Origin of the sequence: Halarchaeum acidiphilum MH1-52-1, assembly GCF_000474235.1 — an archaeon.
Taxonomy (GTDB): Archaea; Halobacteriota; Halobacteria; order Halobacteriales; family Halobacteriaceae; genus Halarchaeum; species Halarchaeum acidiphilum.
On record NZ_BATA01000012.1, the window covers coordinates 1 to 21,646 of the forward strand.

The window sequence follows — 21,646 nt, forward strand, 5'->3', positions numbered from 1 at the left end:
TCTACGACGAGTACGTCGAGCGCCTCGCCGAGCGCGCCGCGGACCTCCCCGTCGGGAGCGCACACGACGCTGACACGATCGTCGGGCCGATCGTCAACGAGAGCCAGCGCGACGAGATGCTCGGCTACGTCGAGGAGACGATCGAGGCCGGCGCGACGCTCGAAACGGGCGGCGAAACCGCCGAAATCGACGGCAGCGACGACTCGCTCGTCGTCAAGCCGACCGTCCTCTCCGGCGTCACCAACGACATGGCCGCCGCGTGCAACGAGACGTTCGGTCCGATCGCGCCCGTCATCCCCTTCAGCGACGTCGACGAAGCCGTCGAACTCGCAAACGACACCGAGTTCGGTCTCTCCGGCGCCGTCCACGCCGGCGACCTCGGCGTCGCGAAGGACATCGCGGACCGCATGGAGACTGGCCACGTCCACATCAACGACCAGCCGATCAACGACGAGGCACACGTTCCCTTCGGCGGCATCGGCGCCTCCGGCGTCGGCGGCTACAACAGCGACGCCTTCCTCGACGAGATCACGCAGACCAAGTGGATCAGCCTCCAGCACGACGCCCGCGACTACCCCTTCTGAAAAGGCCGAGCGCGGAGCGCTCGGTGAACCGACGACCGAGTGGCTCGAAGAACCCGAAAGGTCGCCGGACGATGGCCCGTGCTGGGTGTCAGCTCTCGTCTGTCACCCACTGAACCTTCAAATAGCAGAACGCGACCATGCCATCGGGTGCGCTGACCGCGGCCCGGGCGGGAATCGCGAAACCCGACGGACATCCCGCCCGGCGAGCTGACGCCCGTCGTGTACGCCCCCTCCTGACGTCTTGCCCGTCTCGTCGTGGCTTATTCGCCTCCGCGACGCACTTCGTCGCCGGTGACGTCCTCGATGCCGCGGACGAACGCCGCGATGTCCTCGTCGCCGTGGCCGAGCGCCCGCGCCGCGTTCGCCGCCTCCTTCGTCGCCGCAGTCGCCGGGAGCGGCACCTCGTTCTCGCTCGCGCTATCGAGCGCGAGCCGCAGATCCTTGAACTGCAGGTCGAGCGGGAACGCCGCCTCGAAGTCGCCCTCGGCGATCATCTCGCCCTTCACGTCGAGAAGCGTCGATGAGAGCGCGCCGGAGCCGATGGCCTCAAGCATCACGTCGACGTCGAGACCGTTCGCGTCCGCAAGCGCGAGCGACTCCGCGAACGACTGCATCACGTCGCCCAGCAGGAGGTTCACGGAGAGCTTGGCGTGCGTGCCGTCGCCGACGTCGCCGCAGCGGACGACGGGATCACCCATCGCGCGCAGCACGTCCTCGACGGCGTCCACGTCCTCCTCTGCACCGCCCGCGAGCATCGTGAGCGTCCCCTCCTCGGCTGGTCCGACCGTCCCGGAGACCGGGCAGTCGACGAAGCGTCCGTCCGCGTCCGCGACGAGCGCCGCGATTTCCGCAGTATCGTCCGGCGAGACCGTGCTGGCGTTCACGACGTGGTCGCCGTCGTCGAGTCCCGCCAGCAGACCGCCCACACCAGTGAGGACGTCGCGAACGGCGTCACCGTCCGTCACCATCACGACGGAGACGTCCGCGCGCTCGGCCACCTCGCGCGGCGCGTCCGCGACGGGGACGCCGTCGTCGGCGAACGGTTCGGTCGCCTCCGGATTCCTGTTGTAGACGATACAGTCGAACGATTCGGCGACGTTCCGGGCCATCGGCGCGCCCATCGCGCCGAGACCGACGAATCCGACTGTCGGCATACGTCACGCTACGGCGTCGCACGCCAAATAGCCCGACGGCCCCAGTGAGACGTGCCGGAAAGGCTTTTGCGCGGCCGGGAAGACGTATCGTTCATGAAAGTGCTATTGGGCATCGGCGGTAGCGACGACTCGCTCGACGCCCTCGATCGCACGGTCGAACGCGCCGTCGAGGCGGGCGACGAGCTGACGGTCGCCGTCCTCGACAACCCGGAGAGCGAGCGCTCCGCGGACGAGGTCATCGATCACGCGACGGCGGTGCTGGAGGACGCCGGGCTGGACGCGGACGTCCGTCACATCACGGGTGATCCGGGGAGCGAACTCGTCCAGCTCGCCGAGCGCGAGGACTTCGATCAGGTCGCCCTCGGCGGCGGCGAGCGAAGCCCGATGGGGAAGATCCGACTCGGCCACATCGCCGAGTTCGTCCTGCTGAACGCGCCGGTCACGGTCACGCTGGTCAGATGACGGACGAAACCGACACGGGTCCCGATTCGTTCCCGACGCCGCCGCTCTCCTTCGAGGACGGCGAGGGTCGCGAGATCACCGTTCGCACGCTCCCCTCGACGGACGACGACGACTTCGAGGCGCTCGTCGCGATGTACGACGACTTCGACCCGAGCATGCGCGCGCAGGGCATCCCGCCGACGGGGGAGTCGCGCATCCGCTCGTGGCTGGAGACGCTCGTCGGCGGCGACGCCTACAACGTCGTCGCGTGGCACGAGGGCGACGCGGTCGGGCACGCGACGCTCGTCCCGGACGGCGAGGAGGGGTACGAACTCGCCATCTTCGTCCATCAGAACTCACAGGGATGCGGCATCGGGACGCGCCTCATCCGCACGCTCCTCGGATACGGCGCCGCGAACGGCGTCACCGAGGTCTGGCTGACGGTTGAGCGGTGGAACCACGCGGCGATCGCGCTCTACGAGAAGGTCGGCTTCGAGACGACGAACGCCGAGAGCTTCGAGATCGAGATGTCGATGGATCTCTCCGCGGTGAACGCTCAGACGGACAGCACGGGCTGACTCGCGTAGAGCAACACGTACTCCGCGACCTTCTCCAGTACCGCACCCGGTGGGTCGGCGCTCGTGCGCCCCTGTCGCGGCACGACGATGAAGTCCGCGTCGACGTCCTCGGCGCAATCGAGGATGACGTTCCCCGGGTGATGTGTCTTGCGACGCGTCGAGAAGCCGTGCATCACGGACGTGCCGACCGGGACGTCCGTGTCGGCGGCGAACGCGCGGATATCGTCGAGGAACGCCCGGTGTCCGTCGGCGATGGCGTCCTCGTCGATGTCGCCCTCCTCGATGCTCTGTGCGACGTCGTCGCCGAGGACGAATAGCGCGTGGACGTCGGCGTCGTAGCGTTCGGCGACGGCGACGGCGTACTCCGCGGCGGTCCCGGCCGCGTCGCTCCCGTCGACGGGGACGAGGACCGTCTCGACTTCGAGGGCCATGTCCGCGTCTGCGAGGGCCGCCACCAAAAGCCCACCGAGGAGTGGAGTTAAGTGCGGACGCGGCGACGTCCCGCGTATGATCGACACCGTTGTCGTCGCGACCGACGGCTCGGAGAGCGTGCAGCGAGCGATCGAGGTCGCACTCGATCTCGCGGCCCGCTTCGACGCCGACGTCCACGCCCTCTCGGTGGTCGACACGGGCGAGGTCGAGACCACTCCCGACGATCTCCGCGCGGAGATGGCGGACGCGCTGTCCGAGCGGGCCGAGGACGCCCTCACGGACGTCGTCGAGCGCACCGACAGGCCGGTGACGACCGCGGTCCGCGAGGGGCGCCCGTCCGACGAGGTTCTGGCGTACGTCCGCGAGACCGATGCGGACGTCGTGGCGACGGGGACGCGCGGTCGGCACGGCGAGAACCGCCTGCTCATCGGCTCGGTCGCGGAGCGCGTCGTCCGCTCCTCGCCCGTCCCCGTCCTGACCGTGCGGCGCCTCGGAACCGACGAGTCGGGGAGCTAACCGTCGGGTTCTTCTCCCTGCCCGCGCTTCCTCCGATATGAAAGACCGGGTCATCGACGACGATACCCTCTCGCTCGAACGCAAGTCCCGCCTGCCGGGGCGGGGATTCTTCGTCCCCGACGACGTCTCCGAGGCCGAGCGGGACCGCGAGCTCCGCGAGCGCCTCGACGGCGCGGACGTGGTCGTGGTGGCGGACCCCGACGCCGACGGTCTCGCCTGTGCCGCGCTCGTCCGCGAGGTGTACGGCGACGCCGCCATCGTCCCCGCCGGCCCGCACAACCTCGAGGACGGCCTCGAACGTGCCGCCGAGTACGCGCCCGCGGACGCGACCGTCTACGTCTGCGACCTCTGTCCGGACGAGTACGCGTACGTCCGCGACGAACTCGAACGCCTCGTGGCGCACGCGAGCGCCGTCCACTGGTACGACCACCACCAGTGGACCGAGGACGCGGCCGAACGGGTCCGCGACGTTGGCGTCGACCTCGTCGTCGGCGACTCCGACGAGGAGTGCACGGCCGACGTCGCGGTGCGCTCCCTCGACGCCGACCTCCCCCGCCACCTCGTCGAACTCGCGGCCGTCACACGCGATCACGACCTCTGGCTCAAGGAGGACCCGCGCAGCGACGACCTCGCCGACTACTCGCATCGCGCCGACGACGAGGAGTACGTCGAGACGGTGCGCGAGCACGGTCCCGACCTCCCCGAACCGGTCCTCGAATTCCTCGAAGCCGAGCGCGTCGAGAAGCGCGAACTGATCGACAAAGCCGTCGACCGCGCCGAGATCCGGACGCTCACGGTCGCCGACGAGGCCGTGAGCGTCGGCGTCACCTACGGCCGATGCTCGCAGAACGAGGTCGCGGACGCCCTGCGCGAGCAGGCGCGGACGCCGCCGTCATCGTGAAGCCCGCCGGCTCCGCTTCGATCCGCGGGAGCGAGGACTTCGAGCGGTGCCACGAGGTCGCCCGACAGGTGAACGGCGGCGGCCACCCGCAGGCCGCCGGCTGCAAGCCCGACATCTACGACGACATGCTCGACTACGCGAACCACTGGACGACCGGCGGCGCGGTGGCGACGCAGGTCATCCTCAACGCCTTCCGGACGCTCCCCGACGAACCCGCCGAGGCCGCCGAATAGCGCCTCGTTCCGCGGCGCGCCACGCTGCGCTCACCGCTCGTCTCGTCGCGGACCCTCGCGTCCGCTCGGCTCCGCGCTATTCCGCACAGAGCCAGCGTTCCGAGTAGCTCGCGCCGCACTCGCAGTGCGCGTAGGCGTGGACGACGGCGCCCTCCGCGTAGAGACCGCCGACCTCCTCGTTCTGCGCTTCGGTGAACGCGAAGACGAACGCGACGTCGTGATCCTCGTCCCCGTCGGCTTCGGGGCACTCGCCGCCCGCGAGGTCGCGATCGACGTGCCCGTCCGCGCCCATGGCCTCTTGGGCGAACTCCATCGCGGCCATCCCAGTCGTCTTCTGGAAGACGCTGCGGCCGCGCTCGCCGTCGAGGACGAGGACGACCGCGTCGTCGTGTGCGACGGCGTCGTCGCGGTCTGCGAGGCTCTCGACGTTCGAAACGACGTCCTCGGTGAGGTAGATCGCGACGTCCTCGTGGCGCTCGCCCGCGAGGAACTCGGTGTACCTGTCGGTCATACCCGGTATAGGGGTTCGCGCAAGAAAAGCGACGTGCGTTCGACTCGAAGCGCGCCGTACTCGCGGGCCGGGCGGCCCGCTCGTGGATTCGATCGCGCCGACGTGTCGCCTACTCGGCCTCGTCTTCCTCGGTCTCGCCCTCGCCGAGGAGTTCCGCGACGGACTCCGAGCCGGTCTCCGTGACCTTCGCGTTGATCTGGACGGTGGCGTCGGAGACCTCGCTCCCGCGGACGCTGATGCGGCGACGCTCGCCGTCGCGCTCGGGGTTGTAGCCGACGCTCTCCTCTTTGACGAGGACGTCCTCGAGACCGGGACCGGAGACGCTGGCGCGCATCGGACGCCCGGCCTCGTCGGAGCCGCCGGTGATTTCGAGCGTGCAGCCGGTCAGTCCAACGGCGTCACCGTCGACCTCGTCGCCGATATCCCGACCGATGAAGCGATTCGCGTCCTGTCCCTCGACTTCGACGGGGTACGCCGTCCCCTCGGCGGGGTCAGCGACCACGACGTTGAACGTAGCCATACGCGTACTCCCGGTTGCGCGACCTAAAAGCGCGTCGAAACCCCGGAGCGGCCGCGACGGGCGGCGACACGCTTTTGGCCGCTTCTCGGGTACGTCGGGTATGAGCGAGGACGACGCTACCGGGGTCGAGGCGGACGACGAGGCGGCCGACGACGACGGCCCCGAACCCGGCGTGCCCGAGGACGTCCAGCGCTACGACCGCTTCACGAAGGTCGACGGCGCGCAGTACGAGCGCGTCAACGACTTCCTCCGCGAGCGCACGTACATCACGGCCCGCGAGTGGGCGATCGCACGCCTCTGCGCGGACTTCCGGACGGAGACCGGTGTCGAGATGACGAAGATCGGCGAGAATCTCCCGGAACTCGTACCGTTCATGACGGACACGTACACCCCGCAGGCGGTCAATCAGGCCCGCGCGGCGTTCGAGGAGAAGGTGACGAAGGCCGGCGCGACGTTCCTCTACGGCGCGATGAGCGACTTCTTCACCGCGGACGAACTCGACGACCTGATGTACGAGTCGACGGAGGTCGCGAAGTTCCTCCTCGAAGTCGAGGGCGTCGAACTCACCGTCGAGGAGGAACTCGACGCGGAGGATCGCATCTCGGAGGTCATGCGCGACGTCCGCGAGGCGAGCGACGAACTCCGCCACTCCGGGGCGACCTGTCCCAACTGCGGGCACGAGATGACGGGCGACGCCAAAGCCGACGACTGAGCGGACGCGTCAATCGTCGCCCCGAACGACACGTTCGTCGCCCTCGCTCAGCCGACCGGTGAGAACGGCGTTCACGACGGCGCCGACGAGCAGGACGAGCGCGGCGACGTAGAGCCACGTGAGGAGGAGCATGACGCCGCCGAGGACTCCGTAGGCCTGATTCGAGCCGGCGTACGCGACGTACGCGCGGAAGACGGCGCCGAACGCGAGCCATCCGGCCGCGCCGACGAACGCCCCCGGGACGATCTCGCGGACCGTGACGGGCGTGCCGGGGAGGACGTAGTAGAGCGGACAGAACGCGATCGTCAGCCCGACGAGCAAGAGGACCGGTCCGAGGAGGTCGAGGAGGAGTCGATCCACGACGAGCGCGAGCGCGGTCCCGACGCCGACGAGGCCGATCGTGGCGACGGCGAGACAGCCGAGCGCGACGAGACCGTCCCGAACGGCGTTGACGAACCCGTCGATCTCCGTGCCGTAGACGACCGCGAACGCCGTGTTCAGCCCGCGGAAGACCTTCAGCGCGCTCCACGCGAGGAGGACGACGCCGAGCAGCGACGTGCCGAAGGCGCCGGTCTTGTCCGTCAGCGCGTCGCGGAGGAGGTCGGCGGCGTTCGGGGAGAGGAACCCCTGTAGGGCGGCGACGACGGCGTTCGCGGCGGTCGGCCCGCGGAGCGCGGACGCGAGCGCGAAGACGAGCACGAGCAGCGGGACGAGCGAGACGAACGCCGCGTACGCGATGGCGCCCGCGACGAACGGGAGGTTGCGCTCGCGGACGACGGTCACCGTCTCCAGCGCCGCCTCGCGGGTGCGCGCGATCGTCGAGTCTGACATACCCGTTCGTGTGGCCGTCCGGAGGTTGAACGTTCGGGCCTCGCCCTCGAATCCCCCGTGTGACTCGCCGCCGCTCGCGTCTCCCCCACCTCGTTCGCCGTTCCGCGGCGATCCCCCTAGCGGTCGTCGCCGCGGACGTTCCTCCCGTTCGCGTTCCCGAACGCCTCGCCGTCGCGCTCCCACACCAGTTCGCCGCGACGCATCGTCCACTCGGGGAAGACGCCCTCGAAGCCCGCGAACGGCGTCCACCCGCACTTCGAGTGGAGCGCGTCGCCGTCGATCTCCGTCGCGTCGGTGGTGTCGTAGAGCGCGAGGTCGGCGTCGTACCCCGCGGCGATCCGTCCCTTCCCGGCGACGCCGAACACCTCCGCGGGGTTGCGCGCGGTGACGGTCCGGACGCGCTCGACGGTGAGGTCGGTGGTCCGAGTGGCGGCGAGGAGGAGCGGCACCATGGTCTCCACGCCCGGGACACCGGAGGGCGCGTTCCAGACGTCGGCGTCCTTCTCCTCGCGCGTGTGGGGCGCGTGATCGGTCGCGACGACGTCCACGCGGCCGTCGACGAGGCGCTCGAACAGCGCGGCGCGACGCGACTCGCTTCTGAGGGGTGGGTTCATCCGTCCGAACGTTCCCAGTTCGTCGTAGTCGTCGCGCGAGCGGAAGAGATGGTGGGGCGTCACCTCGCAGGTGAGTCCGCCGTCGCGGGCGATGTCGACGGCCTCGGGCGTCGAGGTGTGTGCGAGGTGGACCTGCGCGTCCGTGTCGGCCGCGACCTCGACGGTCCGCTCGGCGGCGGCGATCTCGGCCTCCGCGCGCCGGTAGGCGCTCCACGCGTCGGCGTCCTCGCGCGCTGTCGCCTCCGCTCGCGGGTCGTCCATCTCCGCGCTCGCGTCTTCCGTGCTGCCCGGAAGCACGCTCTCGTCGAAGAGCGACGCGTCCTCCGCGTGGACGGTGACGGGCACGCCCGCGGCCGCGGCGCGATCGACGGCATCCGTGAAGCGGTCGGCGTCGATGCCCATCTCGCCGGTCGAATCCGCGAGGAAGACCTCGCCGAGCGCGAACAGCGGGCGCGCGAAGAGGGAGTCGGGATCCCACGACTCCGTGACGCCGCCGTTGAGGCCGTAGTCGACGAGCGAGTCGTCGGCGTACGCCTCCTTCCCGTCGTAGGCGTCGCCGGTGACGGTCGGCGGGTCGGTGTTCGGCTGGTCGACGACGGTCGTGACGCCGCCCGCCGCGGCCGACCGGCTCCCGGTCGCCCACGTTTCCTTGTGGCCCGCGCCGGGCTGGCGGAAGTGAACGTGGACGTCGAGGGCGCCGGGCAGGAGGAGTCGCTCATCGGCGTCGATGGTCTCCGCGCCGTCGAGATCCACGCCGACCGCGTCGATCTCCTCGTCGTCGATGCGGACGTCGCGGACCCGGCCGTCCGCGAGCGTCGCGTCGCGAATCACGCGCATACCGAGGCGTCGGCGCTCGCGCGCCTAAAGCTGACGGAGGCCGTGCGACGATCCGGAGACCGGTAATCGACACCTACGCGAACGTCACGGCGTCGCGCGTCGCCGTCTCGCCGAACAGCCACGCCGCGTGCTCGGTCGCGTATTCTCTGTGGTCCTCCTCGATGTAGCCGAGCGCGTCCTCGACGATCACCGTGCGGTAATCGCGCAGGCCGGCGCTCGCGGCCGTGTGAAGGACACAAACGTTCGCGAGCGTCCCGCAGAAGACGAGATCGCGTAGGCCGTGCGCGTCGAGATACCCCTCCAGATCGGTCCGGTGGAAGGCGTCGTAGGTGTGCTTCTCGACGACGTGATCGGGATCGGGGAGATCGTCCACCAACTCGGCGTCCCACGATCCCTCGACGACGTGCTCGCCCCAGCGCTCGAACTCGTCGTACGCGCGGTTCCCCTCGAACTGGCCCTCGGGGTGGACGTCGCGGGTGTAGACGACGCTCGCGCCGGCGTCGCGGGCGCGTTCGGCGAGCGCGACGCAGGGCGTGACGGCGTCGCCGCTCGCGGGCGCGTAGAGACTCCCGTCGGGGTGACAGAAGCCGTTCTGCATGTCGACGACGATCAGTGCGGTCTCTTCGGAGTCGAACGCGGTCACACGCGTATTCGAGGGCGCGAGACGCTTAGTCGTTGACCCGGATCGCGATCTTGCCGACGTGCTCACCGGCTTCGAGGCGACTGTGGGCGTCGCTCACTTCGTCGAGACCGTAGTCGGTGTCGTCGAGGTGGATGTCTAAATCGCCCTCGTCGACGAGCGCCGCGACGCGTTCGAGGATCTCGCCGTGACGCAGGCGGCCGGCGTGGTCGTCGTGGATGAGCGGCAGGAGCATGAAGACGGTGTCGACGCTGAGGCCCTTCGAGTGGACGGGATCGAGGTCGGCCTCGCCGCGCGAGACGGTGGTGACGACGCGGCCCTTCACGCCCGCGGCGGCGAAGTCCGTCCCGAGGTTGTCCGCGCCCGCGCCGACCGTGTCGAAGACGACGTCGAAGCCCTCGCCGTCCGTGTACTCCGCAGTGTAGTCCTCGACGTCGCGATGGTAGTCGAAGGCGTAGTCGGCGCCGAGGTCGCGTGCGAGGTCGCGCTTCGCGTCGGTCGAGGCCGTGGCGTGGACGACGCCGCCTTCGAGCGATGCCAGCTGGACGCCGACGTGGCCCACGCCTCCAGTCCCGCCGTGGACGAGGACGGACTCGCCGGGCGAGACGTCCGCGCGCGTGACGACGCCGTCCCACGCGGTGATCGTCACGAGCGGGAGTGCGGCGGCCTCGCGCATCGAGATCGTCTCGGGCTTGTGCGCGAGCGTCGCGGCGTCCGCGGCCGCGTACTCCGCGAGCGCGCCCGTGGTACCGGCGATGCCGCCCGGACAGCCGTACACTTCGTCGCCGACGGCGAACTCCGCCACGCCGTCGCCGACCGCCACCACTTCCCCGGCGAGGTCGCCGTGCAGGACCGCAGGGAAGTCGGGGCAGAGGTCGCTCGCGTATCCGCTGCGGATCTTCGTGTCCACGGGGTTGACGCTCGTCGCCGCCACCTCGACGAGCACCTCGTTCGCGTCGATCTCGGGCACGTCGAGTTCCGCGGCCTCGAAGGCGTCCGGCTCGCCGAACTCGCGGATGACCTGTGCGTCCATCGTCTCGGGAATCTCGGGCATGATTCGGTCTCCGCGCGCCGCGATCAAAAACGTCGGCGTGCCGGCCGCGTTCGCGGCTATCGACTCGCGGCACGCACCACCTAAGTCCCCGGCGGCCGAGGCGTCGCGTATGCGCGAACTCGACTGCTGCGACTTCTGCGAGGAGCCGGCCGACGGCGTCTACGAGGTCGTCCCCGCGTCCGCCCCCGGCGGCCAGCGCCGCCTCGTCCTCTGTGCGGCCTGCCGCGACACCCTCGCGGGCGTCGTCGACCCCCTCCTCGGCGCCCTCGGCGGCGAACCGAGCGAGCGCTCGACCGAGTCGTCGCCCGCCGTCACGCTCGAACCCGCGGCCGGAGAGGGGGCGAGCGACGGGGACGGTACGAGCGATGACGGTGCGAGCGACGCGGACGGGAGCGACGAGGACGCCGAGGATCCCGAAGCCGCTGACGGTGACGACAGCGTGGACGACGGCGACGACCGCGCCGACGCGCGTGACGACGTGACCGCCGAAGCCGACGTCACCGACGCCGACGAGGGCGATGGTGCGGGCGAGCGCGTCGAGGAGGACGACGAAGGTGACGCGGGACCGGACCGCCCCGAGGGGTACGCCCAGCTCGTTCGGCTCCTGCGCAACCGGCCGGGCGCGATGACGCGCGCGGACCTCGCGGAACTCGCCGACGGCGCGTACGACCTCTCGCGCGCCGAGGTGGACGCCGCTGTCGACGCCGCTGTCGAGAACGGACACCTCGAAGAGACCGCACGGGGCGTGCGGACGCCCTGAGGATCCGGAGCGTCTTCGTCCCGCAGGCCTTCCGCGAGCTAGAGTTCGCCCTTCGTGCTCGGCGTGTCGCTCCGGCGCTCGTCGAGACGCGTCGCGTCGTCGAGCGCGCGGGCGTTCGCCTTGAACAGCGCCTCGACCTCGTGGTGGGCGTTCTCGCCCGTGATCGCGCAGTGGAGCGTCAGCCCGGCGTGTTCGGCGAACGACTGGAAGAAGTGAGCGGCCATGATACTGGTGAAGTCGCCGATGCGCTCCTGACTGAACGCTCCCTCGAAGTCGTAGTGGGGGCGCCCGGAGACGTCGAGGACGACGCTTCCGATCGCTTCGTCGAGGGGGACTTTCCGGTCGGCGTAGCGGACGATACCGCGCTTCTCGCCGAGCGCCTCGTCGACGGCCTCGCCGAGGACGATGGCGACGTCCTCGACGGTGTGGTGGTCGTCGATGTGGAGGTCGCCGTCGCAGCGCACCGTGAGGTCGAAGAGACCGTGCTTCGCGAACGATTCGAGCATGTGATCGAAGAAGCCGATGCCGGTGTCGATCGTGCTCTCGCCGTCGCCGTCGAGGTCGACGGTGACGTCGATCTCCGTCTCCGCGGTCGAGCGGGACGCCGCGCCCGTACGCGTGGTCATACCCTCGCTTCTCGCGCGTCGCTCAAGGCCGTTGCGCTCGCCTCACACGAGACCGAGCGCGCCGAGGACGGCGAAGAGGACGTCGCCGTAGGTGAACGCGACGACGAGTCCGAGCGTGAGAGTGACGAAGAAGGGCGTCCCGGGGGTGATCCAGACGGCGTCGCGCGCCGCGAGGACGTCGAGACCCTCGCGGAGCGTCGCGGGCGACGTCCCGTACGCCGAGCCCCCGATGTCGTCGAGGAACGCCGCGGCGCCCCACGGATCGTCGTAGTCGGCGTCCGCGTCGCCGCTCTCGATTTCGTCCGCGTCGCCGCTCTCGATTTCGTCCGCGTCGGCGGTGCTCGGCGTCGTCCCGCCGTCCGTCCGCGCGTCGCCGCGCGCCACCGCGCCGTCCGTCGGGTCGTTCGGGTCGGCCGGGAGCGTCGCGGGATCGCGCAGGCCGGGATCGCACAGGAGGTCGGCGAGCGTGACGCCGCGCCAGCGGCAGTACATCCGGAGGGCGTCGAGGTCGAGACCGCCGCTGAGGCGCGTGCCGTCACGGTCCTCCAGCAGGCTGCCGTGTTCGTGCGGGAGGTCGGCCACCGGCACGCGCTTGCCGACGGCCATCACGGACGCGATCTCGCCGTGGAGCGCGTTCGCGACGAGCAAGTAGAGCGGGTAGGCCATCCCGAGGATGAGCGCGTTCGTGAGGACGGTGAGCGCGAACACGCGGATCGCCGTCGGGACGTGCGGGAGGACGAACCCATCGAGATAGTACGCCGGGTACGTCGGGAGGAGGACGCTGATGGCGACGAGCGCCTTCGCGTCCGCACCGCCGAAGCCGACGGGGACGACGTAGAAGAACGCGCCGAGACCGCCGACGATGACGACGCTGACGGCCGACCGGAGTGCGAACGCGCGGAACGCGAACGCGCCCGGGGCGTGGAGCGCATTCCACCCCTCCAAGCCGAGGCAGACGAGGCCGAGAACGAGCAGGGGCGGCCAGAGCAGATCGGGGACGCGACGCGTCTCGACGTCCCGGTACGCCCCGTAGGCGAAGGCGGGGACGGAGAGCAGGCGGAGCAGGTCGGCGGCGGACGCGTACACGAACGAACGGGGGCGCGAGAGGGTCAAAGTGATTGCGGCCCGCTCGCGTCCGCCGCGTCGACGCGACCGACGACAGCGCGACGATCACCTCGCTATCGGATGCGTCGCGAAAGAAAACGGTGGGTCGTGCTGAATCGACCGCGTTCGATGGCGCTGGACGCGCGTCCCGCGGTCCTATCGGGCGACGTCGTCGCCGTTAGATGACGCGGTTCTGGAGGTAGTCGAGGTGCTTCGCGTTGTAGACGATCTTGACCTCGTCGGTGGCCGGCGACCCGATGCAGGTCAGGCGCACGTCCTTCTCCTCGACCTCCTCGTCGGAGAGGATCTGCTGCATGTCCATGTCGATCTCGCCCTCCTTGATGATGGCCGCGCAGTTCGCACACGCACCGGCGCGACAGGAGAACGGCCAGTCGTAGCCCTGCGCCTCGGCGGACTCGAGGATGTAACTACCCTCGGGTACGTCCAGATCACCGAAGTCCTCCTCGTCGAGTCCGGCGTCCGCGGCCTTCTCGAAGAGGTCGTCGTCGTCAATGTCCCAGCCTTGGTCGCTGACGACTTCGTAGTTGAGGTATTCGACGGTTGGCATCACCCGGGAGTTTTTCGCCCGTAAGGAAAGGCCTTGCTGTTTTCACGTAATCGCCGCCGCTTCCGCCGACACGTGGACGTTCACTCGGCGAGTGGCACGAGGGAGAACAGCGCGAACGACGCGGCGGCGGCGACGGACGGCGTGAGCACCCAGAGGATCACGACCCGCCCGACCGCGGTGGGATCGAACAGGTCCGCGGCGGCGAGTTCCTCGGGGTCTTCCTCACCGATGCGCGGCACGTCGCTCGGGTCGTCGGCCCGGTCCGCGGCGAGCGATCCCATCGAGACGGTGGTCTCGCCCTCGCCGCTGAGCGCGTCGTTCGCGCGGACGGTCCGGGTCGCGCGCCCCCAGCCGAGACCGACGATGCACATCGTCGCGGAGACAGCGAGACTCGCCGGAATCCCGAGCGCGGAGAGGACGGTGATGAGGGACGCAGAGACGGCTTCGACGATCAGCGCGGCGAGTAGCGGGAGGTCGGTGAGGTCGTTGCCGACGGTGTCGAGGGTCCGGCGGGCGATGGTGAACGCGCCGACGGCGATCGCGGCCGCGGCGAGGAGGACGCCCGCGCTCGATCCGACGTAGCCGCCGCCGACGAGCGGTGCAACGGCGTTCGCGACGTTCGAGGCGCCCGCGGAGAACGCCATGTAGCAGCCGATAGCGACGACGAGGCCGGAGCCGACGAACTGCCGGCGGGACGCGGCGGGGTTGACGCCGACGGGGTAGGCGACGCGGCCCTCACGCCAGCGGAACAGCGGGGCGTCGGCGGCGTCGAGGCGGAACACCGCGTCCATGTAGGGATAGGCGTAGCGACCGACGACCGCGCAGATCCAGAAGGCGAGGACGGGCGCGACGACCCACGCGGAGACGATGCGCCCCATCGTCGCCATCCGGAGGGTGCCGGTCGCGGCGCCGAGACCCGCGATGGACCCGACGGCCGTCATGGACGTCGAGGCGGGGACGCCGTAGCGGTTCGAGATGAGGAGCGCGACGCCGACGAAGAAGAGCACGCCGACGCTCGCGGGGAGCGTGAACTCCGAACTCGGGACGATGCGCCCCCCCATCGTGTGGATGACGCCCCGGCCGATCGTCCACCCACCGAGGAGGGCGAAGACCGACATGAGCGCGGCCGCGCCGAGTTTCGTCACGACCGTCGAGCCGACGGCCGGCCCGAAGGCGACGCCCGTCGAGGAGCCACCGATGTTGTAACCGACGAACGCCGCGACGAGCACACCGACGGCGAGGAGGAGCGCGGCCATCGCCCCCGGCTACGCCCGCGCCCGGTTTGAACCCCGTGATCGCCGATCCGGTGCCGTCGTCGGCGCCGACGCGGACGCTTTTTCCCCCTCGCCCTCGCACCCTCGGATATGTTCGAGACGTTCGAGGTCGTCCCCGCGGTCGACGTGCAGGACGGCGAGGTCGTTCAGTTGGTGCAGGGCGAGCGCGGCACGGGCAAGCGCTACGGTGACCCCGTGCGCGCCGCGGAGGACTGGCTGGACGCGGGCGCGGAGACGATCCACCTCGTCGATCTCGACGGGGCGTTCGAGGGCGCGCGCGAGAACGAGGACGCCATCGCGGCCGTCGTCGAGGCCGTCGGCGACGACGCGGACGTGCAGGTCGGCGGCGGAATCCGGTCGTTCACGGACGCCCGCGATCTCCTCGAGATCGGCGTCGACCGCGTCATCCTCGGAACGGCCGCCGTCGAGAATCCGGATCTCGTCGGCGAGATCGCGGACGTCTACGAGGACAGCGTACTCGTCAGCCTCGACGCCAAAGGGGGGGAGGTCGTCGTCTCCGGCTGGACCGAGGGGACGGGTCTCGACCCCGCCGAGGCCGCCACCGAGTACGCCGACATCGGCGCGTCCGGCGTGCTCTTCACCGACGTCGACGTCGAGGGCCAGCAGGCCGGCGTCCGCACGGACGTCGTCTCGCGCGTCGTCGACGCCGTCGACATTCCCGTCGTCGCCTCCGGCGGCGTCGCGACGCTCGACGACATCGCGGCACTGAAGGAGGCGGGGGCGGCCGCGGTCGTCGTCGGCACCGCGCTCTACGAGGGGAACTTCACGCTCGCGGAGGCCCGCGAGCGGATCGCGTAGGGGTCTCCCCGAGGAGCGACAGAAGACCTATCCACGCTCGTCGGCATCTTCGAGTATGAGCGAGAGTCAAAGCGAGTTCGGCGTGGACCTCGACTTCGGCGAGGACGGTCTCGTGCCCGCCGTCGCGCAGGACGCCGAGACCGACGAGGTGTTGATGTTGGCGTACGCGAATCGAGAGGCCGTCCGGAAGACGGTCGAGACGGAGCGGGCACATTACTACTCGCGTTCGCGCGACGAACTCTGGGAGAAGGGCGCGACGAGCGGGCACACCCAAGACGTCGCGGAGGTGCGCGTCGACTGCGACGGCGATTCGCTCCTCTACGTCGTCGAGCAGACCGGCGGGGCGTGCCACACCGGGCACCGATCGTGCTTCTACCGCACCATCGAGGGCGATCACGTCGGGGAGCGCGCCTTCGATCCCGACGACGTCTACGAGTGACGATGGCCGACGCGACCGGCGTCGCTGACGACGCCCGCACGGACGTCTCGGATCTCGTTGCGCGCCTCCACGACGCCCGCGAGCGCCGCGACGACGCCGAGGCCGCCGTCGACGAGCACGGCGCCGACGCCCTCGAACGCCTCCGCGCGCACCGCGGAGACGCCCTGCGTCTCCTCGACGGCTACGAGGACTCCGCGACGGGATCCGGTGACTTCCAGTCGTACATCGAGTTCGAGGGGAAGGTCGCCGAACTCGTCGAGGACGTCGACGACGACCTCCCGCGCGCGGACGCCTTCGACGCCTACGACGACGCGCTCGACAAGCGCCGCGTCACCGCCTCAGACTTCGATCGCGCCCGCGACGCCCTCGATCCCGTCGCGGACCTCACCGCGCGCCTCGACGAGCGCGAGGCCGCCCGCGACGCCCATCGGTCCGCCCGGCGCGACGCCGAGGAGCGCCTCGCCGCCCTCGACGACGAGATCGACCGCCTCGAACGCGTCGCCCGCCTCACGGACGCCGACCTCGACGCGCCGATCGACGACCTCCGCGAACCCGTCGAGGCGTACGACGCCGCGGCCCGCAGCGCGGTCGAGGACGCCCTCACCGACCGGTCCGCGCGCGACCTCCTCGGGTGGCTCGACGCGCTCTCCGCCTTCCCGCTCGTGGACGTGCCGCGCGTCCCGCCCGAACTCCTCGCCTACGTCCGCGAGCGGGAGGCCGGCACCGAGCCGGTCTCGACGCTCCTCGAATACGGCGACGAATCGCTCTCGAAGCTCGAACACTACGTCGACCAGCCCGCCACGCTGAAGCGCGTCGTCGGCGCGAACCGCTCCTTCCTGCAGCGCCTCGACGGCGACTTCCTGACGCTCGGCTGGCCGCCCGATCCCGCGGACGTCCTCCGGTATCGAGCGGACGAACTCGTCTCCGCGCTCGATCGCATCGACGCCGACGACGCCGTCGCGCGCCTCCGCGACGTGGTCGCGATCGCTCGAACCGAGCGCTACGCGCGCCTCCGCGAGGCCGCACTCGCCCGCGACGAACTCGACGCCGCGGAGCGCGAGCGCGTCGCGAACGGTGCGGTCGGGGACGATCTCGAACGCGTCCGTGACGCCAGAGAGCGCCTCGCGGACGCCCTGCGTTCCTAGTCGCGCGCCGCTCGGAGCGCCTCGGCGAATCCGTCAGCGAGATCGCGCGCCCGCGACGCGCCGCGCGCCTCCGCGTACACCCGCACGACCGGCTCGGTTCCGGACGGCCGGGCGAGCACCCACGCGTCGCCGTAGTCGAGCCGGTAGCCGTCGATGGTCGTCAACTCGGCGTCGGCGGCGCGCTCCGCGTACGCCTCCGCGACGGCGAGCAGCGCCTCGCGCTCCGCCTCGTCCTCGTACGGCACGTTCACGCGCACGTTCTCGTAGCCGTCGTACGGCGCGACGGCCTCGCTCGCCGACCGGTCGGCGAGCAGTTCGAGGAAGCGCGCGCCCGTGTACGCGCCGTCGCGCGCGATCCGATACCGGGGGAAGATCACGCCGCCGTTGCCCTCGCCCGCGACGGGGACGCGCGCGCCCGCCTCGTGTAACTGCTGGATGCGCGTCATGATGCGCGTCGAGCCGATGGGCGTGAGTTCGAGGTCCGCGCCGACGTCCTCGCAGACGTCCACGAGGCGCTGACTGACGTTCACCGCGGAGACGGCGACGTCGCCCGCGTCGAGTTCGGCGGCGGCGAGCGCCGCGAACGACGCGCTCCCGTCGATCGGCTCGCCCGTCTCGTCGTAGAAGATCGCGCGATCCGCGTCGCCGTCGTGCGCGATGCCGACGCCCGCGTCGCTCGCGCGAACGAGCCGCCCGAGATCAGCGAGGTTCTCCGGGACCGGCTCCGGGTCGCGACCGGGGAACTGCCCGTCGGGCTGCGCGTTCACCGTCACGACGCGACAGCCGAGTTCGCGATAGAAGTCGGGACTCGTCAGCGCGCCCGCACCGTGGCCGGGATCGAGCGCGACCGTCAGATCCGCGTCGGCGATCCGCTCGCGGTCCACGGCGCCGAGGAGCGACTCGACGTACCGCCGGCGCGCGCCCTCGATCGAGCGGTCCGCGCCGGTCTCGTCCCACGACACCGCCGCCGACTGCTCGCCGAGCAGCACCGCCTCGACGCGTTCGAGCGCGTCCACGGGGAGTTCGACGCCGTCCGCGCCGACGAGCTTCAATCCGTTGTACTCCGGCGGATTGTGCGAAGCGGTCACCATGATCCCCGGAACGCCCTCGTCGGCCGCGTACGCCTGCAACGCGGGCGTCGGCACGACGCCGAGCCGATCGATGTCCGCTCCGGCGGCCGCGAGACCCGACGCGACCGCGTTCGTCAACATCCGCCCCGTCCGGCGGGTGTCGCGCCCGACGGCGAGCCGTGACTCCTCGCGGACGGTGCCCACGGCCTTCGCCACGCGGAGCGCGAACGCGGGCGTCACCTCCTCGTTCGCGACGCCGCGCGTCCCGCTCGACCCGAACACCTGCATGGCTCACCCTGACGGCGGCCGCCCCAAAGCCGTTTCTCTATCAGTGATCGTGGCCCTTCCCGTTCCCCGGATGCCGGTCGATCAGGCTGACGAAGAAGGCGTCGCCGTCGTAGAAGTAGACGCCGCGGAAGCCGCCCTGACAGTGCTCGGAGAGATCGGTCCCGAGGTCGTTCCCCGTCTTCGCGTCGAGATAGACGGGATCGGACCACGTCCCGCGCTCGCCGTCGCGCGCCCGCGAGAGCACCGTCTTCAGGTGGGGATGCGCCGAGACGAACGAGTCGTTCAGCGTGCAGGTGTAGTCGCTCGCGTTCGGGTCGGCGGGCATCGCGCGGAGCTTCCACTCGCCGGACGGCCCGAAGGGATCGAATCCCGTACAGCCGGCGAGCGCGCCCGCGAGTCCCGTCGTCCCCGCCGCGAGGTACTGGCGGCGTCGCATACGACGACCGTCGGGGCGCGCGGCGGAAGTACCGCGCGGTCCCCGCCGTCGGCGGCGAGTGCGACACGCACATCGCGCGGCTCACGGTTCGCTCTCGCCCACCGTTCGCTCCACCCCCGGCGCCTCGCTCCGCTCGGCACTGCGGGCGCAACTCTTTCCGCCCCGGCACTCACTTCTCCACGCATGGGCGACCACGACATCAGCCTCGACGAGAAACGCGTCTACGCCGAGCAGACCGGAACCGAGACCCTGCTCGTCGGCACCGACCGCGGTCTCGCCTCGGTCGCCGTCTCCGGCGATCAGATCGGCGAGTTCGCCCTCCTCACCACCACCGAAGTCCGGGACGTCGCCGTCGCGAACGGATCCGCCGCCGTCGCCGACCGCGAAGACGTCCGCGTCGGCGACATCGAGGGCTTCGCGGAGACGGGCTTCGGCGACGCCGTCGCCGCGAGCTACGACGGCGACACCCTCCTCGCCGCGGGTCCGGAAGGCCGCGTCGCCGCGTACGACGGCGGGACGTGGACGGCACGCGGCATGGCGCCCGAGGCCCGCCGCGCCGACGGCGCGCTCCTCGCCACCACCGGAGGCGTCTATCGGGCCACCGACGACGAGGTCACGCACGTCGGACTCGACGACGCGAACGACGTCTCCGCGGGACCGACGGATCGGACCCGCGGAACGGCGAACGGGGAGGGACGTCCCGTGAGCGCCGGCCCGTGGGCCGGCACCGATGCGGGCGTCTACCGCCTCGGCAACGGCTGGCTCGCCGAACGCGACGGGACCGCGACGGCCGTCGCCGCGCGCGCCGACCACGCCGCCGCCGTCGTCGACGACACCCTGTGCGAGTACGACGGGGACGACTGGCGCGAACGCGCGTGTCCGCTCACCGACCTCGCGGACGTCGCGTACGGCGCTGGCGCGCTCTACGCCGTCGATTCATCTGGTACGGTCGCCGTCGACGCCGGCCACGGCTGGCGTACCCGGACCATCGGTCTCCCCGGCGTCGCCGCCGTCGCTGTCGTCGAGGACGAGCGGTGAACGCGGACGGAAACGCCTAACCCCTCGCTGGCACACTCTACAGCCATGATCGTCAGTGGCTCCGCCTCGCAGGGCCTCGCGTCCGCGCTCGCCGCCGAACTCGGCGAGGAGCTCGCGCGCGTCGAGTACGAGTCGTTCCCGGACGGCGAGCGCATCGTCCGCGTTCCGCCCGTCGAGGGCCGCGCGGTCGTCGTCGCCTCCACGGTGGACGACGCCGCGCACGTCGAACTCCTCCAGTTGCAGGACGCCGTCCGCGAGGCCGGCGCCGAGAGTGTGATAACGGTCCTCCCCTACATGGGCTACGCCCGACAGGACGAGGCCTTCGAGCCGGGCGAACCCGTCTCCGCTCGCGCGATGGCGCGCGCCGTCTCCACCGGAACCGACGCCGTCTACACCGTCAACGTCCACGAGCCGGCCGTCTGCGAGTTCTTCGACGCGCCGGCGACGAACGTCGACGCGACGCCGCACCTCGCCGACCCCCTCCCCGAGGACCTCCGCGATCCCGTCTTCCTCGCGCCCGACGCCTCCGCGCTCCCGCTCGCCGAATCGGTGCGGGACGCCTACGGTCCCGGGGACGCCGACTTCTTCGAGAAGATTCGGCACTCCGGCACGGACGTCGAGATCACGCCGAGCGAGACCGACGTCTCTGCGAGGGACGTCGTCGTCGTCGACGACATCGTCGCCACCGGCTCGACGATGAGCGAAGCGATCGGCCTCCTCGACGAGCCGAGTCGGGTCTTCGTCGCGTGCGTCCACCCGCTGCTCGCCGCGAACGCGCGCACGAAGCTCGCGAAAGCGGGCGTTGACGACGTCGTCGCCACCGACACCATCGAGCGCGCCGTCAGCGAGGCCTCGGCCGCGCCCGCGGTGGCCGAAGCCATCGGGCGCGAATAGCGCGACCCGGCACCCGGCCTTTTTCCCTCGGTACGCGGATACGACGGTATGGACGACGCGACCGGCTTCGAGTTCAAACACCTCGCCGCCATCGCCGTCGCCGTCGCCGTCGTCGTCGCGCTCGCCGTCGGCGTCGCCATCGGTCTCGTCGTCTCGCCAGCCCTCGCCCCGAACGCCGCATCCGGTGACGCCGCCAACCCATCGCCCCCATCCGGCCTCGTCCTCAGTTCGAGCGGTGCGCACTGTCTCGATACCGGCTCGCACGACGGCTGGCTCTACAGCGTCGCGGACGGCGACCACTACAACGACGCGTTCAACGTCACGGTCCGCCACGCGTGGGGCGAGTCGGCCACGGCGAACGTGACCGGTGGGGTCGCCGGCGACTACACCCTCGCCGTCGAGACGGCCGGCACGAAGCGCAGACCGGCGGTCACGACTCGGAGTTGTGCGGTCGGGACGACGCTCGTCGGCGCGGGCACGCTCCCGACGAACTACAGTTCCGTCGAACTCACCGTCGACGGGCGCGTCGTCGCGACCATCGAGAACGACCAGACCACACCGACGCTCCATCGCGTCGACGGCGCGGTGCGGGCGGACGGAGCGAACGCGTCGGACTGAGGCGTCCGC

General features: G+C 70.8%; 26 protein-coding genes and 1 pseudogene. 13 read left to right on the top strand and 14 right to left on the bottom strand.

Annotated features, from left to right (window positions below; all coding sequences use genetic code 11):
* A partial coding sequence (locus tag AOZ13_RS03490; RefSeq protein ID WP_148294556.1) for an aldehyde dehydrogenase family protein occupies window positions 1-584 on the top strand: 584 nt, incomplete at its 5' end.
* Between the two features lie 260 nt (window positions 585-844).
* On the opposite strand, the gene AOZ13_RS03495 is transcribed toward AOZ13_RS03490, so the two are convergent.
* Window positions 845-1,738, bottom strand: a complete 894-nt coding sequence (locus AOZ13_RS03495) for an NAD(P)-dependent oxidoreductase (protein ID WP_020221931.1) — start codon at window positions 1,736-1,738, stop codon at window positions 845-847.
* A 93-nt stretch (window positions 1,739-1,831) separates the two neighbouring features.
* Between AOZ13_RS03495 and AOZ13_RS03500 the strand changes: the two genes are divergently transcribed.
* Both AOZ13_RS03500 and AOZ13_RS03505 read left to right on the top strand, forming a co-directional pair.
* On the top strand, window positions 1,832-2,200 hold the full coding sequence (locus AOZ13_RS03500; protein ID WP_020221930.1) for a universal stress protein: 369 nt from the start codon (window positions 1,832-1,834) through the stop codon (window positions 2,198-2,200).
* On the top strand, window positions 2,197-2,757 hold the full coding sequence (locus AOZ13_RS03505; protein WP_020221929.1) for a GNAT family N-acetyltransferase: 561 nt from the start codon (window positions 2,197-2,199) through the stop codon (window positions 2,755-2,757). Before AOZ13_RS03500 ends, AOZ13_RS03505 begins: the two co-directional genes overlap by 4 nt.
* Here AOZ13_RS03505 and AOZ13_RS03510 read toward each other — a convergent pair.
* Window positions 2,736-3,188 carry a universal stress protein gene (locus AOZ13_RS03510; RefSeq protein WP_020221928.1) on the bottom strand — a complete coding sequence of 151 codons (453 nt, stop codon included), beginning with the start codon at window positions 3,186-3,188 and terminating at the stop codon, window positions 2,736-2,738. The genes AOZ13_RS03505 and AOZ13_RS03510 overlap by 22 nt on opposite strands.
* A 76-nt stretch (window positions 3,189-3,264) precedes the next feature.
* Here AOZ13_RS03510 and AOZ13_RS03515 point away from each other — a divergent pair, with 76 nt between their 5' ends.
* Window positions 3,265-3,705, top strand: coding sequence for a universal stress protein (locus AOZ13_RS03515; RefSeq protein ID WP_020221927.1), 441 nt, complete (start codon window positions 3,265-3,267; stop codon window positions 3,703-3,705).
* A 37-nt stretch (window positions 3,706-3,742) separates the two neighbouring features.
* A pseudogene (locus tag AOZ13_RS03520) lies at window positions 3,743-4,839 on the top strand (DHH family phosphoesterase).
* A 76-nt stretch (window positions 4,840-4,915) separates the two neighbouring features.
* On the opposite strand, the gene AOZ13_RS03525 reads toward AOZ13_RS03520, so the two are convergent.
* Entirely contained in the window at window positions 4,916-5,350 is a 435-nt protein-coding gene (locus tag AOZ13_RS03525) for a DUF5807 family protein (RefSeq protein ID WP_021779839.1), read from the bottom strand.
* Between the two features lie 109 nt (window positions 5,351-5,459).
* The gene (locus AOZ13_RS03530) at window positions 5,460-5,870 is read right to left on the bottom strand and encodes a 30S ribosomal protein S6e (RefSeq protein WP_020221925.1); all 411 of its coding nucleotides are present in this window, start codon (window positions 5,868-5,870) and stop codon (window positions 5,460-5,462) included.
* Here AOZ13_RS03530 and AOZ13_RS03535 point away from each other — a divergent pair.
* Window positions 5,782-6,582 carry a DUF5806 family protein gene (locus tag AOZ13_RS03535; RefSeq protein ID WP_394324672.1) on the top strand — a complete coding sequence of 267 codons (801 nt, stop codon included), beginning with the start codon at window positions 5,782-5,784 and terminating at the stop codon, window positions 6,580-6,582. The genes AOZ13_RS03530 and AOZ13_RS03535 overlap by 89 nt on opposite strands.
* Window positions 6,583-6,591: 9 nt before the next feature.
* Here the strand turns inward: AOZ13_RS03535 and AOZ13_RS03540 are convergent, their stop codons facing one another.
* The 4 genes from AOZ13_RS03540 to AOZ13_RS03555 all read right to left on the bottom strand — a co-directional run bounded on the left by AOZ13_RS03540 (window position 6,592) and on the right by AOZ13_RS03555 (window position 10,558).
* Window positions 6,592-7,413, bottom strand: coding sequence for a YihY/virulence factor BrkB family protein (locus AOZ13_RS03540; protein ID WP_021779840.1), 822 nt, complete (start codon window positions 7,411-7,413; stop codon window positions 6,592-6,594).
* Between the two features lie 116 nt (window positions 7,414-7,529).
* On the bottom strand, window positions 7,530-8,864 hold the full coding sequence (locus AOZ13_RS03545; protein ID WP_021779841.1) for a dihydroorotase: 1,335 nt from the start codon (window positions 8,862-8,864) through the stop codon (window positions 7,530-7,532).
* A 73-nt stretch (window positions 8,865-8,937) separates the two neighbouring features.
* Window positions 8,938-9,507: a cysteine hydrolase family protein gene (locus tag AOZ13_RS03550; protein ID WP_020222276.1), complete on the bottom strand. Its 570-nt coding sequence runs from the start codon at window positions 9,505-9,507 to the stop codon at window positions 8,938-8,940.
* 25 nt (window positions 9,508-9,532) lie between these two features.
* Complete coding sequence (locus AOZ13_RS03555) at window positions 9,533-10,558, bottom strand: zinc-binding dehydrogenase (protein ID WP_020222277.1); 1,026 nt, start codon at window positions 10,556-10,558, stop codon at window positions 9,533-9,535.
* A gap of 109 nt (window positions 10,559-10,667) precedes the next feature.
* Here AOZ13_RS03555 and AOZ13_RS03560 point away from each other — a divergent pair, with 109 nt between their 5' ends.
* The gene (locus AOZ13_RS03560) at window positions 10,668-11,318 is read left to right on the top strand and encodes a prolipoprotein diacylglyceryl transferase (RefSeq protein ID WP_021779842.1); all 651 of its coding nucleotides are present in this window, start codon (window positions 10,668-10,670) and stop codon (window positions 11,316-11,318) included.
* 38 nt (window positions 11,319-11,356) lie between these two features.
* Here the strand turns inward: AOZ13_RS03560 and hisB are convergent, their stop codons facing one another.
* From hisB to AOZ13_RS03580, 4 genes are all read right to left on the bottom strand, one after another.
* Entirely contained in the window at window positions 11,357-11,944 is a 588-nt protein-coding gene (gene hisB, locus AOZ13_RS03565) for an imidazoleglycerol-phosphate dehydratase HisB (protein ID WP_020222845.1), read from the bottom strand.
* A gap of 42 nt (window positions 11,945-11,986) precedes the next feature.
* Complete coding sequence (locus tag AOZ13_RS03570) at window positions 11,987-13,030, bottom strand: prepilin peptidase (protein WP_049933794.1); 1,044 nt, start codon at window positions 13,028-13,030, stop codon at window positions 11,987-11,989.
* A gap of 196 nt (window positions 13,031-13,226) precedes the next feature.
* A complete protein-coding gene (gene fer, locus AOZ13_RS03575; protein ID WP_020222308.1) occupies window positions 13,227-13,616 on the bottom strand; it encodes a ferredoxin Fer in 390 nt (129 codons plus the stop codon).
* A gap of 80 nt (window positions 13,617-13,696) precedes the next feature.
* Window positions 13,697-14,872: an inorganic phosphate transporter gene (locus AOZ13_RS03580; RefSeq protein ID WP_020222309.1), complete on the bottom strand. Its 1,176-nt coding sequence runs from the start codon at window positions 14,870-14,872 to the stop codon at window positions 13,697-13,699.
* A gap of 108 nt (window positions 14,873-14,980) precedes the next feature.
* Here AOZ13_RS03580 and hisA point away from each other — a divergent pair, with 108 nt between their 5' ends.
* Genes hisA through AOZ13_RS03595 form a run of 3 tightly spaced genes read left to right on the top strand, consistent with a single transcriptional unit; the run spans window position 14,981 to window position 17,293 of the window.
* Window positions 14,981-15,709 (top strand): 1-(5-phosphoribosyl)-5-[(5-phosphoribosylamino)methylideneamino]imidazole-4-carboxamide isomerase, encoded by a 729-nt coding sequence (hisA, locus tag AOZ13_RS03585; RefSeq protein ID WP_020222310.1) that lies wholly within the window; start codon window positions 14,981-14,983, stop codon window positions 15,707-15,709.
* 55 nt (window positions 15,710-15,764) lie between these two features.
* Entirely contained in the window at window positions 15,765-16,148 is a 384-nt protein-coding gene (gene hisI / locus AOZ13_RS03590) for a phosphoribosyl-AMP cyclohydrolase (protein WP_020222311.1), read from the top strand.
* A 2-nt stretch (window positions 16,149-16,150) separates the two neighbouring features.
* Window positions 16,151-17,293 carry a DUF7118 family protein gene (locus AOZ13_RS03595; RefSeq protein ID WP_049933797.1) on the top strand — a complete coding sequence of 381 codons (1,143 nt, stop codon included), beginning with the start codon at window positions 16,151-16,153 and terminating at the stop codon, window positions 17,291-17,293.
* Here the strand turns inward: AOZ13_RS03595 and glmM are convergent.
* Window positions 17,290-18,651 (bottom strand): phosphoglucosamine mutase, encoded by a 1,362-nt coding sequence (gene glmM, locus AOZ13_RS03600; protein ID WP_021779847.1) that lies wholly within the window; start codon window positions 18,649-18,651, stop codon window positions 17,290-17,292. The two genes, AOZ13_RS03595 and glmM, sit on opposite strands and share 4 nt — an antisense overlap.
* Window positions 18,652-18,691: 40 nt before the next feature.
* Window positions 18,692-19,087, bottom strand: a complete 396-nt coding sequence (locus tag AOZ13_RS03605) for a hypothetical protein (protein WP_020222319.1) — start codon at window positions 19,085-19,087, stop codon at window positions 18,692-18,694.
* 183 nt (window positions 19,088-19,270) lie between these two features.
* On the opposite strand from AOZ13_RS03605, the gene AOZ13_RS03610 reads away from it, so the two are divergent.
* The 3 genes from AOZ13_RS03610 to AOZ13_RS14160 are packed head-to-tail and all read left to right on the top strand — an operon-like array spanning window position 19,271 to window position 21,637.
* The gene (locus AOZ13_RS03610; protein WP_020222318.1) at window positions 19,271-20,125 is read left to right on the top strand and encodes an HVO_0234 family beta-propeller protein; all 855 of its coding nucleotides are present in this window, start codon (window positions 19,271-19,273) and stop codon (window positions 20,123-20,125) included.
* Window positions 20,126-20,170: 45 nt separating this feature from the next.
* Window positions 20,171-21,019 carry a ribose-phosphate diphosphokinase gene (locus AOZ13_RS03615; RefSeq protein WP_020222317.1) on the top strand — a complete coding sequence of 283 codons (849 nt, stop codon included), beginning with the start codon at window positions 20,171-20,173 and terminating at the stop codon, window positions 21,017-21,019.
* Between the two features lie 48 nt (window positions 21,020-21,067).
* Complete coding sequence (locus AOZ13_RS14160; RefSeq protein ID WP_020222316.1) at window positions 21,068-21,637, top strand: hypothetical protein; 570 nt, start codon at window positions 21,068-21,070, stop codon at window positions 21,635-21,637.
* The last annotated feature ends 9 nt before the right edge of the window (window positions 21,638-21,646 follow it).

Coding starts and splice junctions, on each gene's coding strand:
- AOZ13_RS03530 (WP_020221925.1), bottom strand. CDS start 5,870: ATGGCTACGTTCAACGTCGTGGTCGCTGACCCCGCCGAGGGGACGGCG.
- AOZ13_RS03510 (WP_020221928.1), bottom strand. CDS start 3,188: ATGGCCCTCGAAGTCGAGACGGTCCTCGTCCCCGTCGACGGGAGCGAC.
- AOZ13_RS03595 (WP_049933797.1), top strand. CDS start 16,151: ATGGCCGACGCGACCGGCGTCGCTGACGACGCCCGCACGGACGTCTCG.
- AOZ13_RS03545 (WP_021779841.1), bottom strand. CDS start 8,864: ATGCGCGTGATTCGCGACGCGACGCTCGCGGACGGCCGGGTCCGCGAC.
- AOZ13_RS03505 (WP_020221929.1), top strand. CDS start 2,197: ATGACGGACGAAACCGACACGGGTCCCGATTCGTTCCCGACGCCGCCG.
- hisI (WP_020222311.1), top strand. CDS start 15,765: ATGAGCGAGAGTCAAAGCGAGTTCGGCGTGGACCTCGACTTCGGCGAG.
- fer (WP_020222308.1), bottom strand. CDS start 13,616: ATGCCAACCGTCGAATACCTCAACTACGAAGTCGTCAGCGACCAAGGC.
- AOZ13_RS14160 (WP_020222316.1), top strand. CDS start 21,068: ATGGACGACGCGACCGGCTTCGAGTTCAAACACCTCGCCGCCATCGCC.
- AOZ13_RS03500 (WP_020221930.1), top strand. CDS start 1,832: ATGAAAGTGCTATTGGGCATCGGCGGTAGCGACGACTCGCTCGACGCC.
- AOZ13_RS03605 (WP_020222319.1), bottom strand. CDS start 19,087: ATGCGACGCCGCCAGTACCTCGCGGCGGGGACGACGGGACTCGCGGGC.
- AOZ13_RS03610 (WP_020222318.1), top strand. CDS start 19,271: ATGGGCGACCACGACATCAGCCTCGACGAGAAACGCGTCTACGCCGAG.
- glmM (WP_021779847.1), bottom strand. CDS start 18,651: ATGCAGGTGTTCGGGTCGAGCGGGACGCGCGGCGTCGCGAACGAGGAG.
- AOZ13_RS03525 (WP_021779839.1), bottom strand. CDS start 5,350: ATGACCGACAGGTACACCGAGTTCCTCGCGGGCGAGCGCCACGAGGAC.
- AOZ13_RS03555 (WP_020222277.1), bottom strand. CDS start 10,558: ATGCCCGAGATTCCCGAGACGATGGACGCACAGGTCATCCGCGAGTTC.
- AOZ13_RS03615 (WP_020222317.1), top strand. CDS start 20,171: ATGATCGTCAGTGGCTCCGCCTCGCAGGGCCTCGCGTCCGCGCTCGCC.
- AOZ13_RS03515 (WP_020221927.1), top strand. CDS start 3,265: ATGATCGACACCGTTGTCGTCGCGACCGACGGCTCGGAGAGCGTGCAG.
- AOZ13_RS03495 (WP_020221931.1), bottom strand. CDS start 1,738: ATGCCGACAGTCGGATTCGTCGGTCTCGGCGCGATGGGCGCGCCGATG.
- hisA (WP_020222310.1), top strand. CDS start 14,981: ATGTTCGAGACGTTCGAGGTCGTCCCCGCGGTCGACGTGCAGGACGGC.
- AOZ13_RS03535 (WP_394324672.1), top strand. CDS start 5,782: ATGAAGCGATTCGCGTCCTGTCCCTCGACTTCGACGGGGTACGCCGTC.
- AOZ13_RS03580 (WP_020222309.1), bottom strand. CDS start 14,872: ATGGCCGCGCTCCTCCTCGCCGTCGGTGTGCTCGTCGCGGCGTTCGTC.
- AOZ13_RS03560 (WP_021779842.1), top strand. CDS start 10,668: ATGCGCGAACTCGACTGCTGCGACTTCTGCGAGGAGCCGGCCGACGGC.
- hisB (WP_020222845.1), bottom strand. CDS start 11,944: ATGACCACGCGTACGGGCGCGGCGTCCCGCTCGACCGCGGAGACGGAG.
- AOZ13_RS03540 (WP_021779840.1), bottom strand. CDS start 7,413: ATGTCAGACTCGACGATCGCGCGCACCCGCGAGGCGGCGCTGGAGACG.